Here is a 17,785-nt window from a genome sequence, read left to right as displayed (position 1 = left end):
TTTCAACGCGGCCGCTGCTTTTTCGTCGCGCCCGGTATCGCCGCTTCGATTACCTTTTTCATGACGCTCGGCAGCGCTTCCCCGGAAATTTCATGGGCCAGCGACCAGAAATGCCCGACCGGGGCGGCAACGTCGGTCTCCGCCTTGAACACGTCGAGTTCAAGCGCAAAATGGGTAAAGATATGGCCGATGCGTCCGGCCTGCTGCCAGTTGCCGGGGAGCGGGGCCGCCGCTTCCGTGGTAGCGCCGTCTATGCGCGCCGTCCAGCCGGTCGTCGGCACCTCAGTCATGCCGCCGAGCAGGCCTTTGTCCGCGCGCTTGCGCAGAAGGATGGCGCCGTCGCACCTGACGGCAACGAAGGCGGCACCGCGGCGTAAGGGTCTTTCGGCCTTGGGCAGGCGGACCGGAAAGCGTTCGGGGTCGCCCGAAATCGTGGCGCTGCAGTCCACCCGAACAGGGCACAGAATGCAGCGGGGCCGGCGCGGCGTGCAGATCGTCGCGCCCAGGTCCATCATCGCCTGCGCGAAGTCGCCGGGCCTTGTCGGGGGAACCATGCGTTCGACCTGGCCGCGTATCTCGCCCTTGGCTTCGCCCAGCGGCGTGGCGATCGAAAACAGCCGTGAGACGACCCGTTCGACATTGCCGTCGACGACCGCGGCTGGTCGGTCGAAGGCGATCGCTGCGATCGCCGCCGCCGTATAGGCGCCGATGCCGGGCAGTTCCTTCAAGCCGGACTCGCTGTCAGGAAAGCGGCCGCCTTGCCGCGCGACGAGATCGGCACAGGCTTTGAGGTTACGAGCGCGGGAATAATAGCCGAGCCCGGCCCAGGCCTTCATGACGTCTTCGGTCGGTGCCGCCGCCAGCGCCTGGACCGTTGGCCATTTCTCTGCGAACGCCCGAAAATAGGATTTTACCGCCTCGACCGTGGTTTGCTGCAGCATCACCTCGGAAAGCCAGACCAGATAGGGATCGGGCCGCGCTCCGCCCGCCAGCGCGCGCGGCGAAACGCGCCAGGGCAAGTCGCGGTGATGCGTGTCGTACCAGGCAAGCAGCCGGGAGGCGATCTCGACATTGTCTCCGGATACGGCCTTGCGGGTCTGGTCGTGCAGTGCCATTGATCGAGGGTCGGCCCTAATCCACTGGTGCTGAAGCTGGAGAACGCACATGGCAGGGAAAAGGCCCTTCGGCAATCCCGTTCCGGTGAGCGATCTCGCAACCGAGATCCTCGACCCAGTGCTGCGCAAACGGGCCGGTATGTCGATCGGACTGGTCCAGTCATGGGAAGAAATTGCCGGGCCGCGGCTTGCCGGCCGCTCGCGCCCGGAAAAGATCCAGTGGCCGCGCCGCATACATGAGGACGATCCTTTCGAACCGGCGGTGCTGGTGATTGCCTGCGAGGGTGTGGCGGCGCTGCATCTGCAGCACGAGACCGGCCAGATCATCAACCGGGTCAACGCCTTCCTCGGTTTCAATGCGATCGGTCGGATCAGGATCGTGCAGAAGCCGGTAATGGCGGGCAAGGACAAGCCGAAACCCAGTTTGCGGCCATTGACTGCGGCCGAGAAAGCGAAGCTGTCGGGCACCGTTGGTTTGATCGAGGACGGCGGGCTGCGCGCCTCGCTAGAGCGGCTTGGCGCCACCATTCTCGGTCAAAAGAAACCGTGATCTCGCGCTATCGTGATGGTATGCCCGGATTTGGCGATTGGAATAGGGGCGGTAATGCCTTAATTCGCGCCAACTCTCGCTTTTTGTAGACTTTGCATTGCAAAATCCAACTATTGCCAGGTGATTCGTATGATCCGTTCCTTGTCCCGCAGAAACCTTTTGACTTCGCTGGCCGCAATACCAGCGGTGGCGCTGCTTGCCGCCTGCAGCGACTCGGGCGAGAAAGCCGAGGCGCAGGATGTGAAGCCTGCGGCTCCGGAACCTGCGAAGCCGGCCGCTCCGGCCGCCGCGGCGGCGCCGGAGGCTCAGGGCACGGTCGATATGGCGGCACTGCTGAAGCCCGGCGCATTGCCCGACATGCAACTCGGCAAGGACGATGCAAAGGTCACCATAGTCGAATATGCATCGATGACCTGCCCGCATTGCGCGCATTTCGCCGAGACCACTTTTCCGGAGCTGAAGACGAAATATATCGACACCGGCAAGGCCCGTTACATACTGCGCGAGTTTCCGTTCGATCCCAGCGCCGAGGCCGGTTTCATGCTGGCGCGCTGCTCCAAGGACAACTATTTCCCGATGGTCGACGTGCTGTTCAGGCAGCAGGCGAACTGGGTTGGTGTGAACAATACCAAGGACGCACTGCTGCAAATCGCCAAGCTTGCCGGTTTTACACAGGAGTCCTTCGAGGCCTGCTTGACGGACCAGAAACTTCTGGACGATGTGAGATCCGTCCAGAAGCGCGGCGCCGACGAATTCAAGGTCGATTCCACACCGACCTTTTTCATCAACGGAAAGACCTACAAAGGGGCGATGTCGATTGCGGAAATGTCGGCCATCATCGACCCTCTGCTCTGACGTTTCGGCAGCGCCGAAGCGGCGTCGCTTCGGCGTGCGCACTTCTTTGTCTTGCCGCGGGGTCTCCTTGCAAAACCGCGGAACAGCGTTGCGAAACTTGGCTATGGGCCGGCGCGAATGAAGTTCTCGCGCCTTCGCCTGCTCGGCTTCAAATCCTTCGTCGAACCCGGCGAGTTCGTCATCGAACGCGGCCTGACCGGCATAGTCGGGCCGAACGGCTGCGGCAAGTCGAACCTGGTCGAGGCGCTGCGCTGGGTTATGGGCGAAAGCTCCTACAAGAACATGCGTGCGTCCGGCATGGACGACGTCATCTTTTCCGGCTCGGGAACGCGTCCGGCCCGCAACACCGCCGAAGTCACGCTGTTCCTCGACAATAGCGACCGCACCGCGCCGTCCGCCTTCAACGACGCCGATGAGTTGCAGGTCTCGCGCCGCATCGAGCGCGAGGCCGGCTCGCTCTACCGCATCAACGGCAAGGAGGCTCGCGCCAAGGACGTTCAGCTGCTGTTCGCCGACCAGTCGACCGGCGCCCGCTCGCCCTCGATGGTCGGCCAAGGCCGCATAGGCGAGCTGATCCAGGCAAAGCCGCAGGCGCGCCGCGCGCTGCTGGAAGAGGCGGCCGGAATTTCCGGCCTGCATACGCGCCGCCACGAAGCCGAGCTGCGGCTGAAGGCGGCGGAACAGAACCTCGAAAGGCTGGACGACGTCGTCGGCGAGCTGGAAAGCCAGATTGAAAGCCTGAAACGCCAGGCCCGCCAGGCCTCGCGCTTCAAGAACCTGTCGGCCGACATCCGCAAGGCCGAAGCGACGCTGCTGCATCTGCGCTGGACGCTGGCCAAGACGCAGGAAGGGGAAGCGCGTTCGGCGCTGGCGATTGCCACCGCGCTGGTCGGCGACCGTGCCGCCGCCCAGATGGCTGCCGCCAGGGAACAAGGTATCAACGCCCACCGGCTGCCGGACTTGCGCGATGCGGAAGCCGCTGCCGCCGCCGCCTTCCAGCGTCTGTCGATCGCCAAGGCGCAGATCGAGGAAGAGGCGGGCCGCATCCGCGCCCGCCAGGCAGAGCTCGACCGCCGACTGCAACAGCTCGATGGCGACCTTGCCCGTGAGGAGCGCATGGTCCGCGATAATGCGGATATCCTCGAACGCCTCGCCGCCGAAGAAGCCGCGCTCAATGCCGAAAACGCCGGCGCCGCCGAGCGCGAGGCCAGCACCCGCGCGGCTTTCGAGCAGGCGGCATCGACGCTTGCCTCGAGCGAGGTCAGGCTCGCCGCGCTGACCGCCGAACGGGCGGAGGCTGCCGCCTCGCGCAACCAGATCGAACGGACGCTGCGCGACACCGCTGAGCGCCGCGACCGCTTTGCCCGCCAGCTTGCCGATGTCGACCGCGAACTGTCGGAGATCGTCTCCAGGGTCGCCGGCCTGCCCGATCCCGCCGAGAAGCGGCTACTGGTCGATCAGGCGCTGGCGCTGCTCGAAAAGGCCGAGGCAGCCGCCATTGCCGCCGAACAGGCGGTCGCCGAGGCGCGTGCAGACGAAAGTGCTGCCCGCCCACCGGTTCAGGACACAAAGGCCGAGCTGGCGCGGATCGAAACCGAGGCCCGCACGCTGGCCAAGATCCTCAACGCCGCCAGCGGCGATCTATTTCCCTCGGTGCTGGAGCAGATCAGCGTCGAGCGTGGCTACGAGACGGCGCTGGGTGCCGCGCTTGGCGAAGATCTCGACGTGCCGCTCGACCGCAGTGCGCCGGTGCATTGGGGCCAGAGCGAAATCCAGCCTGCCGACGCCGCATTGCCCGAAGGCATGAGGAGCCTCGCCAGCGTTGTGCGTGCGCCGGCACAGCTGGCCCGCAGGCTGGCCCAGATCGGCATTGTCGAAGCCGCCGACGGAAGACGGCTGCAGACGCTGCTTGCTCCCGGTCAACGGCTGGTCAGCCGCGAAGGCGCGCTCTGGCGTTGGGACGGCTTCACCGCCAGCGCCGATGCCCCGACCGCCGCCGCGCAGCGGCTGGCGCAGAAAAACCGGCTGGCCGAGCTCGATGCCGAAGTAGTCCATGCCACGCGCGCCCTGCGCGAAGCTGAACAAGCCCTTGCCCGGGCCGAACAGGCGCGTGCCCAGGCGAGCGAGGCCGAACGCAACGCCCGACAGGCCGGACGCGATGCCCAGCACGGGCTCGATGCTGCCCGCAATACGCTGGCCGAGGCCGAAAGAGCCGGCGGCGAGCTGTCGAGCCGGCGTGCAGCACTTGACGAGGCGCGCGCACGCATTGTCGACAGCCATGAGGAAACGGCGGCGGCATTCGTCGAGGCGGAAATGCTGCTGCAGGACGCGCCCGATCTCGGCGATCTGCAATTGCAGCTCGAGCAGTCGGCGGCCAACGTCGCCCGCGACCGCGCCGCCCTTGCCGATGCGCGTGCCGTTCACGAGGGCCTGAGGCGGGAAGCCGAGGCACGTGCGCGTCGGCTCGATGCCATCGGCGCGGAACGGTGCAACTGGGTGGAGCGAGCCGAAAACGCCTCGACACAGATCGCGGCGCTCGGCGAACGCAAGGCGGAGGCCGAGGCCGAGCGCGAGCAACTGGCCGACGCCCCCGACGAGATCGACGCCAAGCGGCGCGCCCTGCTGTCGCAACTCGCCGAGGCCGAAAGCCTGCGCAAGGCGGCGGGCGACCGCTTGCAGGAAGCGGAGAACCGCCAGTCCGAGCTGGACAAGGCTGCGACTGCTGCCATCCAGTCGCTGGCCGAGGCGCGCGAATCCCGCGTTCGCGCCGAAGAGCGGCTGACCGCCGCCGACGAGCGTCGGCTGGAAGTCGAGGCGCGCATCCAGGAACCGCTGAACACGCCGCCGCATCTGGTGATCCGCCACACCGGCCTCGAACCCGACAGCCCGATGCCCGAAATGGCCGAGATCGAGCGTCAGCTCGACCGGCTGAAGGTCGAACGCGAACGGCTCGGTGCCGTCAATCTGCGCGCCGAGGAGGAGCAGAAGGAACTGTCGGACCGGCTGGAGACCATCGTCTCCGAGCGCGACGACATCATCGAGGCGATCCGCAAGCTGCGGCAGGCGATCCATAGCCTGAACCGCGAAGGCCGCGAGCGGCTGCTCGCCGCCTTCGAGGTGGTCAACGGCCATTTTCAACGGCTGTTTTCGCATCTGTTCGGCGGCGGCACCGCCGAGCTGCAACTGATCGAGTCCGACGATCCGCTCGAAGCGGGGCTCGAGATCCTGGCGCGTCCGCCCGGCAAGAAGCCGCAGACGATGACGCTGCTGTCCGGCGGCGAGCAGGCGTTGACGGCGATGTCGCTGATCTTCGCCGTGTTCCTGACCAACCCGGCGCCGATCTGCGTGCTCGACGAAGTCGACGCGCCGCTCGATGACCACAATGTCGAGCGTTTCTGCAATCTGATGGACGAAATGGCCGCAACCACCGAAACGCGCTTCGTCATCATCACACACAACCCGATCACCATGGCGCGCATGGACCGGCTGTTTGGGGTGACCATGGCCGAGCAAGGCGTCAGCCAACTGGTGTCGGTTGACCTGCAGGCGGCCGAAGCCATGCGCGAGGCAAGCTGACGCATCAGCTTAATGGTGGTCTCCACCTCGGCTTTCGACTATAGCACGACAAAATGGGCCGGATCTGCCGCTCCAGATACCGGCCCGGCTATGCGCGTGGAGAAGCTTGTTGCCTATACTTGTCACCGGAGCCGCGGGGTTCATTGGCAGCCACGTTTGCCACCATCTGCTCGACCGGGGAGAAGCGGTCGTCGGCGTCGACAACATGAACGACTATTACGACCTGGCGCTCAAAAAGGGGCGGCTTGCCGGCCTTCTGCCCCATAAGGATTTTTCGTTCCACCAGATCGATATTGCCGAACAGGGCGCGCTTGCAGCCGCTTTGGCCGGGCAAGGCATCGTTAGGATCGTGCACCTTGCCGCGCAGGCGGGCGTGCGCCACTCACTCGACAATCCGCGGCTCTATATCCGCTCCAATGTCATGGGCCACCTCGAAGTGCTCGAATTCTGTCGCGCCGAACCGGCATTCGAGCATCTGGTCTATGCCTCGTCGAGCTCGGTGTATGGCGGCAACCGCAGCGTGCCGTTCAGCGAAGCCGATCAGGTCGACAAGCCCGTTTCGCTTTACGCCGCCACCAAGAAAACCGATGAGTTGATGAGCCACACCTACGCCCATCTGTTCGGCATACCGCAGACCGGCCTGCGGTTTTTCACGGTCTACGGTCCCTGGGGCCGTCCCGACATGGCCTATTGGATGTTCACCCAGGCGATGCTCAAGGGCAAGCCGATCCGGGTCTTCAACAATGGCGAAATGTGGCGCGATTTCACCTACATAGACGATGTTGTGAAGGCGGTTGTCGCCGTGCTCGACAAGCCGCCGGCGGCTGACGTTCCGCCGAACAGGCTCTACAATGTCGGCAACAACCGGCCGGTGCGTCTGGGCGACTTCATCGACATTCTGGAAAGGCTGCTCAAGGTCAAGGCAATCCGCCACAACGAGCCGATGCAGGCGAGCGACGTCGAGAAGACCTACGCCGACATGACCGCGCTGGAGCGGGATTTCGGCTTCAGGCCTAGCGTTTCGATAGAGGACGGGCTGAAGAAGTTTGTCGACTGGTACCGGCCGTACTCGAAGCAGTGATTTGCACCGCTCGCCGTGATGCCTTCAAGCTGACATCTGAAGTGGGGCGCAAGTCGGTCCGCAAAAAGCATCATTTTGTCCTAACATCCTGTTAACCACATGCTCGCTGAAACGTATCCGATTAACCTTTGAGGCGCTTATGACCGCTATGTTTCGTGGCTTGCTGTTCAGTATGAGCTGTGTGGATGTGCGGATTCGGGGGCTATTTCGGTTCAGTCCGGGATGCGGAAGCTTTGCTTGCGCGCATGACGTCTGCGATCGCCCATCGCGGGCCGGATGAACAAGGGAAATTCGTAGCGCCCGAGGCTGGACTTGGGCATGCGCGGCTGTCGGTGATTGGGATTGGTGATGGCCAGCAGCCGATGTCCGACGAAACCGGCGATTTGACGGTTGCGTTCAACGGCGAGATCTTCAACTACGTGGAATTGCGCGAAGGGCTGCTGGCCAAGGGCCGACGCTTCCGCACGTCGAGCGACACAGAGGTTCTCCTGCAGCTGTATGACGAGATGGGCGAAGACTGTCTGTCGCTCCTGAACGGTGATTTCGCCTTCGCGATTTGGGATAACCGGCGGCGGCGGATGGTGCTTGCAAGAGACCGCATGGGTGTTCGGCCGCTGTTCTACACCAGCAAGGACGGGGTGCTCTACTTTGCGTCGGAGATAAAGGCCCTGCTGACGGTACCCGGCGTCTCGGCCGAAATCGATCCAATTGCACTCGACCAGATCTTTACGCTGTGGGCGCCGATCGCTCCACGCACGGCTTTCCGCAACATCCACGAGCTGGAGCCGGCAAGCGTGATGATCGCGACACAGGGGCAAGTCACGGTCAAACCATATTGGCACCTAGACTACCCGTATCCGGATAGGCCATCGAAGATCACCAATGAGGACGACGCGGCCGAGGAACTGCAGGCCCTGTTGACCGACGCGGTGAGGCTTCGCATGCGCGCCGACGTGCCGGTCGGTTCTTACCTTTCGGGCGGGCTCGATTCATCCCTCGTTTCGGCACTCGCGGCCGGCATGACTCCTCTTAAGCTGCAGACATTTTCCGTGACCTTCGACAGCGGCGAGCATGACGAAAGCGCCTTCCAGACCGAAATGGCGTCAGCACTTGGCACACGCCATCGAACCATTGCGTGTCGTGCCGGCGATATCGCCGGTGCGTTTCCCGAAGTCATCCGCTTTACCGAGCGGCCGATCATCCGCACGGCCCCAGCCCCCCTCTATCAACTGTCCGGCCTCGTTCGCCAGGCCGGTTTGAAAGTAGTGCTGACAGGCGAAGGCGCCGACGAGGTCTTTGCCGGCTATGATGTCTTCAAGGAAGCGCGGGTTCGCCGTTTCTGCGCGCGACAGCCGGCATCGCGCATAAGGCCACAACTGTTCCGCAAGCTTTATCCCTATCTGCCGGGCCTGCAACAGCAGTCCGTGGAGTACCTGGCTGCGTTCTTCGGAACCGGCAGCGCTGCCCTGGACGATCCGCTGTTCTCGCATCGGCCGCGTTTCAAGACCACATCAGCGGCGAAGATGTTCTTTTCCGGTGACCTGCGCGCGACATTGAAGGGGTATGACGCAGCCGAGGACCTGGCCAGCCGGTTGCCTGAGGCGTTTTCCCGGTGGCATCCGCTGCATCAGGCGCAATATCTAGAAACCCGCTTCCTCCTGCCGGGCTACATCCTCTCCAGCCAGGGCGATCGCATGGCCATGGCGCACGGTATCGAAGGGCGGTTCCCCTTCCTTGACCATCGCTTGGTGGAGTTTGCGGCAAGACTTCCGCCGGAGATGAAGCTGAAGGGACTGGTGGAAAAACACATATTGCGCAAAGCTGCCAAGCACCTGCTTCCGACGGCCATCCGCGAGCGCACCAAACAGCCTTACCGGGCGCCGGAAGCCCGCTCCTTCGTGGGAGCCGGAGAATTGGACTACGTACGCGACTCGCTGAGCGAGGCGAGTATCGCCTCCGGAGGACTATTCAACGCCAAGGCGGTGGCGAACCTGCACGAGAAATGCCGCTTGCAGCCAGCGTCCGGATTCCGCGACAATGCGGCTTTCGTCGGCATTTTGTCGGCGCAACTATGGCAGAAGATTTTCACCGGCGAAAAGGTCGGTGAAGCACGAGCGGCCTGAGAAATCGAGGGAATGAAAAATCATGGTAGCAATCAAGGACAAGGTCAAAACCTTTATCGTCGACAACTTCCTGTTCGGCGACACGTCCTACGAGCTTGCAGACACCGCATCACTGATCGAGAACGGCATCATCGACTCGACGGCCGTGTTGGAGCTAGTGGCATTCATAGAGGATGATTTTGGCATAGCGATGGTCGATGCCGACATCGTACCGGCCAATCTGGATTCGATTGACCGTATCTCAGCCTTCGTCAAGGCAAAAGCAGAAGCGCTGGCAGCATAGGCGCCATCGGTGAGGAGCGTCCGTGCGGATCGAACATTTTCTGACGGCGAAGGCCGCTGCCCATCCAGCCAAAACGGCATTGATCACCGAGCACAAAAGGCTGTGCTACAAAGAGCTGGACGATCTCTCGAGCCGCTTGGCCGCCGCCCTTTTTTTGAATGGCGTCAGGCGCGACGACCGGGTGCTGATCTTCATGGACAATTGCTGGGAGGCTGCGGTTTCGATTTTCGCAGTTCTTAAAGCAGGCGCGACTTTCAGTCCGATCAACGCATCCACCAAGGCCGAAAAGCTAGCCTACATCATCGCCGATTGCGATGCCGCCGCGATCCTCACGCAAGCAAGACTGATGCCCGTGGTCGCCGAGGCGTCCGGATACTCCGGCGAGACGTCCTCCGGCAAGACCGGCATCTTCGTGGCTTCCACCGTTGCTGCCGATAGCCAATGCCCGGCAGGGGCCACATCCCTGGCGGAGTGCTTGACGGTCCAAGTCAGGGAGATTGACCATCGCGGCGTTGACGTCGATCTTGCGATGTTGATCTACACCTCGGGCTCGACCGGCCGGCCCAAGGGTGTGATGATGACGCACCGCAATTGCGACGCGGCGGCCGACTCCATCACCAACTACCTGCGCAACTCGCCCGACGATATCATCTTGAATGTTCTGCCCCTCGCTTTCGACTACGGCCTCTATCAATTGCTGATGGCCGTCAGGCTCGGCGCCACGCTCGTGCTCGAGAAGTCCTTCGCTTTTCCCCAGGCGGTCTTTGAACGCATCCGCCAGGAAGGCGTCACCGGGCTTCCGCTCGTGCCCACGATGGCAGCGATGATCCTGCAGTTGAGGGACCTGGCGCCGGGCTTCCTGCCCAGCCTTCGCTATATTTCCAACACGGCGGCTGCCTTGCCGCCGCCTCACATAGAACGCCTTCGGTTCCTTTTCCCCGGTGTCAGGCTCTATTCGATGTATGGCCTGACGGAATGCAAGCGCTGCACCTATCTGCCGCCCGAGGAGCTCGACCGCCGGCCGGGCTCGGTCGGAATAGCCATTCCGAACACCGAAGCCTTTGTCGTCGACGACGAGGGGCAACGGGTGCCGCCGGGCGTAGCGGGTGAGCTGGTCATTCGCGGGCCGCACGTCATGCAGGGTTATTGGCGAAACCAAGCTGCGACGGCACGAGCCCTGCGCCGGGGTCCGAACCCTTGGGAGAAGGTTCTCTACACCGGCGATCTTTTCAGGGCCGATGAGGAAGGCTTTCTTTATTTCGTCGGCCGCAAGGACGACATCATAAAGTCGCGGGGAGAGAAGGTGGCGCCCAAGGAAGTGGAAGCCGTGCTTCACGCTCATCCGGGCATCGCGGAAGCGGTGGTTGTCGGTGTGCCGGATCCCGTGCTCGGGCATGCGATCGGCGCAGTTATAGTACGGTCCGACCCGGCGCTTACCGAAAAGGATATCATACGTCACTGTGCACGCCACCTTGAGGACTTCATGGTCCCCAAGGTCGTCGAGTTCCGCCGCGAGCTGCCGAAGACCGATACCGGCAAGGTCAGCCGTCGGCTTGCGGCAGAAACCATGGAGGCCGCGCAATGAATGTTCGCCCGACCGAGGATGCGCGGACCTTTCTGGCGCAGGCTCTGGCAATCGACCTGATCACCGAAACGGACCGTATCGTAACGGCCTTGCGCCAGCAGTTGCGCGGGCTTCGCAAGCGGGGCCTTGTGCTCGGTCTTTCGGGCGGGATCGATTCGAGCGTGTCGGTCGCGTTGGCGGTACGAGCCGTTGGCCCCAAGAATGTGCTTTGCCTGTTCATGCCGGAAAGCGATTCCGATCCTGAAAGTCTGCGGCTCGGCCGCCTCGTCGCCGAAACTTTCGGTGTCGAGGCTGTGACGGAGGATATCGGGCCGATCCTGCGCGCAATGGGCTGCTACAGGCGTCGCGACGCCTTCATCCGCGAATTGGTCCCGGAATACGGCGAAGGCTGGGCTTCGAAGATCGTGATCGCGAACGCCCTTGAGGGCGGGGGCTACAATATCTCGTCCCTGGTGGTGCAAGACCCGGAGGGCAAGCAGACGAAACGGAGAATGCCGCTGCCTGTCTATCTCGGCGTCGTCGCCGCTACCAATATGAAGCAGCGCACCCGCAAGCAGATTGAATACTATCATGCGGATCGCCTGAACTTCGCCGTTCTTGGAACCCCGAACCGGCTGGAATACGATCAGGGTTTCTTCGTGAAGAACGGTGACGGCGCCGCGGACGTCAAGCCGATTGCCCACCTCTATAAAACACAGGTCTATGCGCTTGCGGCCCATCTCGGTATTCCGGAAGAAATCCGCAACCGGCCTCCGACCACCGATACCTACTCGCTGGCGCAGACCCAGGAGGAGTTCTACTTCTCGCTTCCCTATGACCGTATGGATCTTTGCCTTTACGGTCTCAACAACGGCGTGGCGGCTGAGGTGGTGGGGCAGGCGGCGGGGTTGGCCGCCTCACAAGTGGAACACGTCTGGGCCGATATCATCGCCAAACGCAAGGCGACGCGTTATCTGCACATGCGTCCGCAACTCGTCGAGGAAGTCGAAGAACTCGGTACCTGACCTGCTTCGAGACCGGCCACGTCCCAGGCCGCCGTCATGGCCGAGATGGGCGGGAAGTTGCCGTTCGTCTCATCTGCGAGAACGAGCACGTTGCGCCATATCCGGACCCATGCCAGTGATGCCGTGAATGTTAAGTCTCGGCTCCGATGCCGACGTTCCGCCTGAGTTCGAAGACTGACCGCGACCGTTCTGCGGCCTTCGCATCGACAGCGCCAATGAGCGGCGTCCCACATCCCACTCCTTGTGTCCATTGGGAGGGGTCGTTGTGGACCAAGCCCTACTACCCAGGCTTGTGACGAAGCCGATCCAGCGCGTCTCGAAGTGCATTGGCGGCATCGCCACGCTCGTCAGGGGACATCAGCTCCGGTTCAAGTTCCAACCTGAAGTGCGGCAGCTCGGTCCGAACAGCACGACGAGCGGCCGCCAAATTGGCCTTCAGATCGATGACGCGGTAGGTGGCGACGGGATAGGCGATCCCCTTGACCTGGACTTGCCCCAGTTCTTCACAGTCGATTGCGTCCTTCACTTGCGCAAACGTCTCGTAGGAAATGAGGATTGTCCCCGGCGGCGCCTCCTGCTCCAGGCGCGAGGCGAGATTCACGGCGCCGCCGATTATCGTGTAGTCCATCCGGTCCTCGCTGCCGAAGTTACCGACGGTGCAGTAGTCGGTATGGATGCCGATGCGACAGCGCAGCGGTGTTTCGATCCCCATGTCCCGCCAGACTTCGGCAAGCTCGCTAATCCGCTTTTGCATTGCAAGTGCCATCTGCGCGCAAGCCAGCGCGTCCTCCTTGACGCCGCGAGTCTCGGGATCGCCGAAAAACATCAGGATCGCGTCGCCGACATATTTGTCGATCGTAGCGCCGTGATCCGAAGCAATTTTCGACATTTCCGTCAGATAGTGATTGAGGAGTTGGGTGAGATCCTCGGATTCCATTTTGTCAGTGGTCTCGGTAAAGCCCGCGATATCGGAGAAGCATATTGTCAGTTTCTTCCGCTGGCTGGCGATCCTGACCTCCTGGCGGCCGGTGAATATCGAGCGATACACTTGGGGCGCCAGATACTTCGCCAGCTTGCTGGAAAGCGCCTCCAGAACCACGGATTTCTCGGCGAGGTTCTCCTCCCTTTGCTTCAGCTCAGTGATATCCGAATAGACGGCGACCGTGCCGCCGGCGCTGATCCGCCGCTCGCTGATCATGACCCATCGCCCGTCGCCTCGCCGCTGCACCCAAGGTTCGCCAGGGTTGCGGTGCCGCGAGAGGCGCTCGGCGACCCACTCCTCGACCCGCCCCTCGGCGTCCCTGATGTAGCCGCGCTCAGCGGATCGGCGAATGATTTGCTCGAATATCGTGCCGGGCGTCAGTTCGGTCTCCAGACCGGCGTAGAGCAATTCGCGGTAGCGGCTGTTGCTGAGGACGAGCCGGTCCTCCCCGTCGTACAGAGCGAATCCTTCGGAGATGCTTTCGATGGCATCGATGAGCCGCTGACGAGCTTCCGCAACGTCGCGCAGGTTCTTTTCCTCGACCTCGACGGCAGTATCCCGGAAAAGTCTCAGCGCTTCGGCCATGCGCCCGATTTCGTCGCTGCCCGCGGCTGGCAGCGGCGCACGAAGGTTGCCCCCCGCAATCGCGAGCATGCCCTGGCTCACGGCCCCCAGTCGGGCGAGGAGGCTGCGGTCGACATAGAGCCAGACAACCAGAACCGAACTCAGGAGGCTGAGGAAGGCGGAGCCGAGCACAACCGCGGTGCCGTAGCGCTGGACGAGCGCGGCTTCGCGACCGGACGCAGCGATCTCCTGGTCTGCCGTGGCGACCAGGCGATCGACGCCAGCGGTGAGATTGCGCGACAGTCGATTGTTCTCGGCCAGAAGCCTTTCGCCCTGTGCCAGGACAGCAAACTCGTCCTCCCGCGCCTTGGGGATGCTGTCCTCGCCGTCGGTCAAGCCCTTGAACTCATCGACACGCTGCCGAAAGCGGGTCCGCAGCTTTTCGTCGATCTCCGTGGAAACCTTTTCAAGAGCAGTGAGCGAACGGCGTAGCGGAAAAAGGATCAACGCCAGGTCGCCCGGCGTCGGCGCGTTCGCGACCTTCACCAGCGCGTCGTTGACTGCCGAGATCTCCAGCTGCGCCTTCTGCTGGGGGATGTAGGCCGCAATCGCCTGGACCAGGTCGGCCATCGCCGCTGCGCGTCGATCGGGCGACAGCGACGTGTCGGCCGCGACCGCCCGCCATTGCGGCAGCCTGGAATCCATCACTAGGATGCCGGTGGCGACAAGGCGCTGGCTTCCGGTTGTCGTCGCGGCGAGGCGGTTCAGGAGCTCCTCCTTGCGGGCGACCACGTCGAGCCGGGCGACAACAAGAGAGTCGAGCTCCTTCAGGTTGCGCCTCAGAACAATCGCGGCTTCCTCAATCTCGGCCAAAGGCACTGTGCCCAACGTGGCATCCCGGAGGTCCGTGCGCAGGGCCTCGAGGCGGGACATCTCGAGCGCGACGGCAGCCGAGACCTCGCTGTGCTGAGCCCTGCTTGTCGCTGCCAGCACCGATGGCGCGGCAGCAGCGACCCGTTCGGCCTGGCGCGACAGCTGGAGGGAGGCGAGCGCCGACGGCACTCGATCCGTGGTAATTCGGTCCACGACGTCGCCAACCTGGAGGAAGGCATAAAGCGCCGCAGCCGTTGCCAGCACCGCAAGGGCGCTGATCCCGAAAAAGGCGAGCAACAGCCGGCCACGTATGCCGAGGCGTTCAAGCATCTCGGCGAGTCGGAACAGTCCGGCCACACTGGTCTGCATCAGACTAGACATCTCAGCCGGCACGCCGGCGATCAGCGAACCCTATTCAACCGGCACGTACTCTCCGCCGCGCCAGACGTACCAAACCCAGCTCTGCTTCGTGAGGTCGCCCTTGTCGTCGAAATCGACCCGGCCGATCACGGTGTCGAATTCCTGTTCGTGCAGTGCCGCAATGACGGCCTTCGGCTCCAGCGAACCTGCCTTCGAGACCGCCTGGGCCCAAACCTGGACCGCGCAGTAGCTCAACAGCGTGTAGCCCGCGGGTTCGAAATTCTCCGCACGGAACTGCTCAACGACCGCGGCCGCTTCGGGGCTTCGCCTCGCGTCCGCCGGGAACGTGAAGAGGGTCCCCTCCGCCGCGGGGCCGGCGATCAGGGCAAATTCCTCGGTCGCCAAAGCATCTCCGGATATGAGCTGAACCGTGTAGCCACTGTCGTGTGCAGCGCGAGCAATCAGCGCAACCTCGGCATGATACCCACCCACATATAAGGCGGAGACGCCGGCGGTCCGCAACGTAGCGACCTCGGCCGAATAGTCGTCCTTCCCGGGAATGTATGCGTCGTAAACGGCCTCAGTCACGCCCCGCTTGTGCAGCTGCTTCCTGGTCTCGTCGGCGAGACCCTTCCCATAGGTCGAGTTGTCGTGGAGGATCGCAATCTTCTTGTTGCCCCAGTGATCGGCAAGGTAGTTGCCAGCGATGAAACCTTGCGCGTCGTCGCGGCCAATGGTGCGAAAGACATTGGCACGGCCCTGTTCGGTCAGCTGCGGATTGGTCGAGCCTGGGGATATCTCAACGACGCCCGCCTCCTCGTACACTTTTGATGCGGGGATCGAGGCCCCGGAGCAATAATGCCCGACGACGAGCACGACCCCGTCAGCCACCAGCTTCTTGGCGGCCGCCACAGCTTGCTCGGGATCGCAGAAGTCGTCGACCGAGATGAGCCTCACCTTCTGGCCGAGCACGCCGCCCGCCGTGTTGACGTCGGCCACTGCCATCTCCGCGCCGCGCTGTCCCTGCTCGCCGATCCAGGCGAGCCGTCCCGTCATCGCAGCCGAGACGCCGATCAGCACCTCCGCCCGTGCGGAGCTGAACACGGCCGCGAGAACCAAGATCAGTATGGCGATGATGCGGTGCATGTGTGCACCCCCTTAACTGTAGCTTACGCCAATCCCGTCAAAGCCGACAGCCCCTTCGGCAAGCGCGACTGTCTCGGGCTGCTATTGCAGCGCACACCCAATTTGGCGAAGCAAGCATACACTGGAATGGCGTGTCATAACTTCGTTCGCTGAGGTCGGAATCGCGCGCCAAATCCGGACGTTACCACTGACCGGAGTGAGCGTCGTGATTGGGTCACGGAGCGTCATGCGACGCTCCCAACTGGATGACGGCAAAGGGTCGAACTCGGTCGTTCAGAGTGATTGGGTTTTGACCCAAGCACTCTGCAGCCAAGTGGAAACGCGCCTAAAATAAATAGTTAGAGCGGGATGCCCGCTTCAACTTGAACGCATCCCGCTCTAGCTGAAGCGGCTCCCGATAAGCCGGCTCCACTGCTCGCCCGCAAGGCCGTTCAGGAAGACTTGCGAGTTCTTCATCGCGTCCAAAAGCTCTGGATCGCGTGAATGTACCACCGTTGAGGCAACGGTCAGGAAAGCAATGCGTCGTCCAAGCATCGCCTCCAGAAGTGCAGGTTGAATACGTCCGCGCAGGCCGCTGACGCCGCGCGCGGCGGCGTGATCGATCAGGCAGTCAATCACCGGGCCCGCCTGGCCGGGGAGGGCGAAGATCTGCAGCACGCGACCAATTTCATACTTCCGTGCGTAGTAGGCGAAAGCGCCGACATTGGTGCCGACTGGCGACGTCACACAAACGTAGACAAGCTCCCCCAGATCCGGCTTTTGTGCCGCATCTGTCAGGATGTGGTCGAGTTGATCTTCCGTCCAGTCAGGCCGCAGGGCGAATTGAGCGGTAAACGGTTCGATGAGCCTGGCAAATGCATGGCTGTCGATTTCGGATGTACGAAATGCTCCGTGGCCTGCCCCGTCCACCGCCACACCCGACCAACGTCGTTCGCTGGACGTCATCCTTCTGCAGTAAAATCGGTCGACTGCACGCGCCAGCGGATTGAGCATTCGCGCAAGCGCCATGCGATTGGCGGAAAGGCTGAGCATGAAGGCCGCGGGGCGCATCACACGGACCCAGTCAAGGCTGTATTGCGGCAGGACCACGCCGCGCAGCCGGGTCCACAATTTCACGGAAATATCGTTGGCCGTCTCGCTGAAGGAGATGTCCTGCGGACCATCCAGGTAAGCTTTCAGCAAGCGGGCGCCGGCCAGCGGGTCGTGCTCATGGTCCTCGACCATGAGCGAGCTACAGATGGCCGCGCGTAGTTGTCGGCCGTTGAACGTCATCGGCAGGACGTGGACGCCGACAAATCCGGAGACGCGACCGGCGTCGTTGACATGGACAAGCGACCGGAGGTTGTCTGCGCAACCGGGCGCATCCAGATAAAACCGTTGCATGTATTCCACGAGAGAGGCCGGCGCTTCGGTCCTCTCCTTCAACAGCACGCGCTGAAACATGTTCGCAACTGCCGGGAGGTCGGCGCCTTGCAAGGCGCGAATGACGCTCAAGCCCGGCTCCCGCCACCAAAGTCCCATCCACCGAGCTTCCGGGCCAAGGCGACGCGAGGCACGAGAACATCGGGCGCGCGTTCCAACTCGACGCCCATGAAGCCGTGCAACCTCGGCCAGTTGGCATCGCCCCGGTGACCGAACGGAGTGCTGAATTGCTGCGGCAAGGTGGAACCCTTTGCTTGACCGACGAA

Annotated in this window: 12 protein-coding genes; 8 read left to right on the top strand and 4 right to left on the bottom strand. The window is 62.9% G+C overall.

The genetic code is table 11. The features are described 5' to 3' along the window. Window positions 1-2: 2 nt before the first annotated feature. Entirely contained in the window at window positions 3-1,115 is a 1,113-nt protein-coding gene (gene mutY, locus NKI72_RS02285; protein WP_352612431.1) for an A/G-specific adenine glycosylase, read from the bottom strand. A gap of 49 nt (window positions 1,116-1,164) precedes the next feature. Between mutY and NKI72_RS02280 the strand changes: the two genes are divergently transcribed. The 8 genes from NKI72_RS02280 to nadE all read left to right on the top strand — a co-directional run bounded on the left by NKI72_RS02280 (window position 1,165) and on the right by nadE (window position 12,172). Continuing rightward, window positions 1,165-1,665: a DUF721 domain-containing protein gene (locus NKI72_RS02280; RefSeq protein WP_352612433.1), complete on the top strand. Its 501-nt coding sequence runs from the start codon at window positions 1,165-1,167 to the stop codon at window positions 1,663-1,665. Window positions 1,666-1,794: 129 nt separating this feature from the next. Continuing rightward, window positions 1,795-2,520 carry a DsbA family protein gene (locus tag NKI72_RS02275; protein ID WP_023674158.1) on the top strand — a complete coding sequence of 242 codons (726 nt, stop codon included), beginning with the start codon at window positions 1,795-1,797 and terminating at the stop codon, window positions 2,518-2,520. A gap of 117 nt (window positions 2,521-2,637) precedes the next feature. Next, entirely contained in the window at window positions 2,638-6,096 is a 3,459-nt protein-coding gene (gene smc / locus NKI72_RS02270) for a chromosome segregation protein SMC (protein WP_352849868.1), read from the top strand. 109 nt (window positions 6,097-6,205) lie between these two features. Then, a complete protein-coding gene (locus NKI72_RS02265; protein ID WP_352470637.1) occupies window positions 6,206-7,177 on the top strand; it encodes an NAD-dependent epimerase/dehydratase family protein in 972 nt (323 codons plus the stop codon). Between the two features lie 185 nt (window positions 7,178-7,362). After that, window positions 7,363-9,300 (top strand): asparagine synthase (glutamine-hydrolyzing), encoded by a 1,938-nt coding sequence (gene asnB / locus NKI72_RS02260; RefSeq protein ID WP_352470636.1) that lies wholly within the window; start codon window positions 7,363-7,365, stop codon window positions 9,298-9,300. Between the two features lie 19 nt (window positions 9,301-9,319). Next, window positions 9,320-9,583, top strand: coding sequence for an acyl carrier protein (locus NKI72_RS02255; protein ID WP_352470706.1), 264 nt, complete (start codon window positions 9,320-9,322; stop codon window positions 9,581-9,583). 22 nt (window positions 9,584-9,605) lie between these two features. After that, complete coding sequence (locus NKI72_RS02250; RefSeq protein WP_352849867.1) at window positions 9,606-11,168, top strand: class I adenylate-forming enzyme family protein; 1,563 nt, start codon at window positions 9,606-9,608, stop codon at window positions 11,166-11,168. Beyond that, complete coding sequence (gene nadE / locus NKI72_RS02245; RefSeq protein WP_352470634.1) at window positions 11,165-12,172, top strand: NAD(+) synthase; 1,008 nt, start codon at window positions 11,165-11,167, stop codon at window positions 12,170-12,172. Before NKI72_RS02250 ends, nadE begins: the two co-directional genes overlap by 4 nt. Window positions 12,173-12,452: 280 nt before the next feature. On the opposite strand, the gene NKI72_RS02240 is transcribed toward nadE, so the two are convergent. From NKI72_RS02240 to NKI72_RS02230, 3 genes are all read right to left on the bottom strand, one after another. Continuing rightward, a complete protein-coding gene (locus tag NKI72_RS02240; protein ID WP_352470705.1) occupies window positions 12,453-14,921 on the bottom strand; it encodes an adenylate/guanylate cyclase domain-containing protein in 2,469 nt (822 codons plus the stop codon). A gap of 81 nt (window positions 14,922-15,002) precedes the next feature. Next, complete coding sequence (locus NKI72_RS02235; RefSeq protein WP_352849866.1) at window positions 15,003-16,097, bottom strand: branched-chain amino acid ABC transporter substrate-binding protein; 1,095 nt, start codon at window positions 16,095-16,097, stop codon at window positions 15,003-15,005. 378 nt (window positions 16,098-16,475) lie between these two features. Then, on the bottom strand, window positions 16,476-17,591 hold the full coding sequence (locus NKI72_RS02230; protein ID WP_352470632.1) for a hypothetical protein: 1,116 nt from the start codon (window positions 17,589-17,591) through the stop codon (window positions 16,476-16,478). Between the last annotated feature and the right edge of the window lie 194 nt (window positions 17,592-17,785).

This window comes from Mesorhizobium sp. M0437, assembly GCF_040321335.1.
Taxonomy (GTDB): domain Bacteria; phylum Pseudomonadota; class Alphaproteobacteria; order Rhizobiales; family Rhizobiaceae; genus Mesorhizobium.
This window is presented reverse-complemented; position numbering and strand designations above follow the sequence as displayed.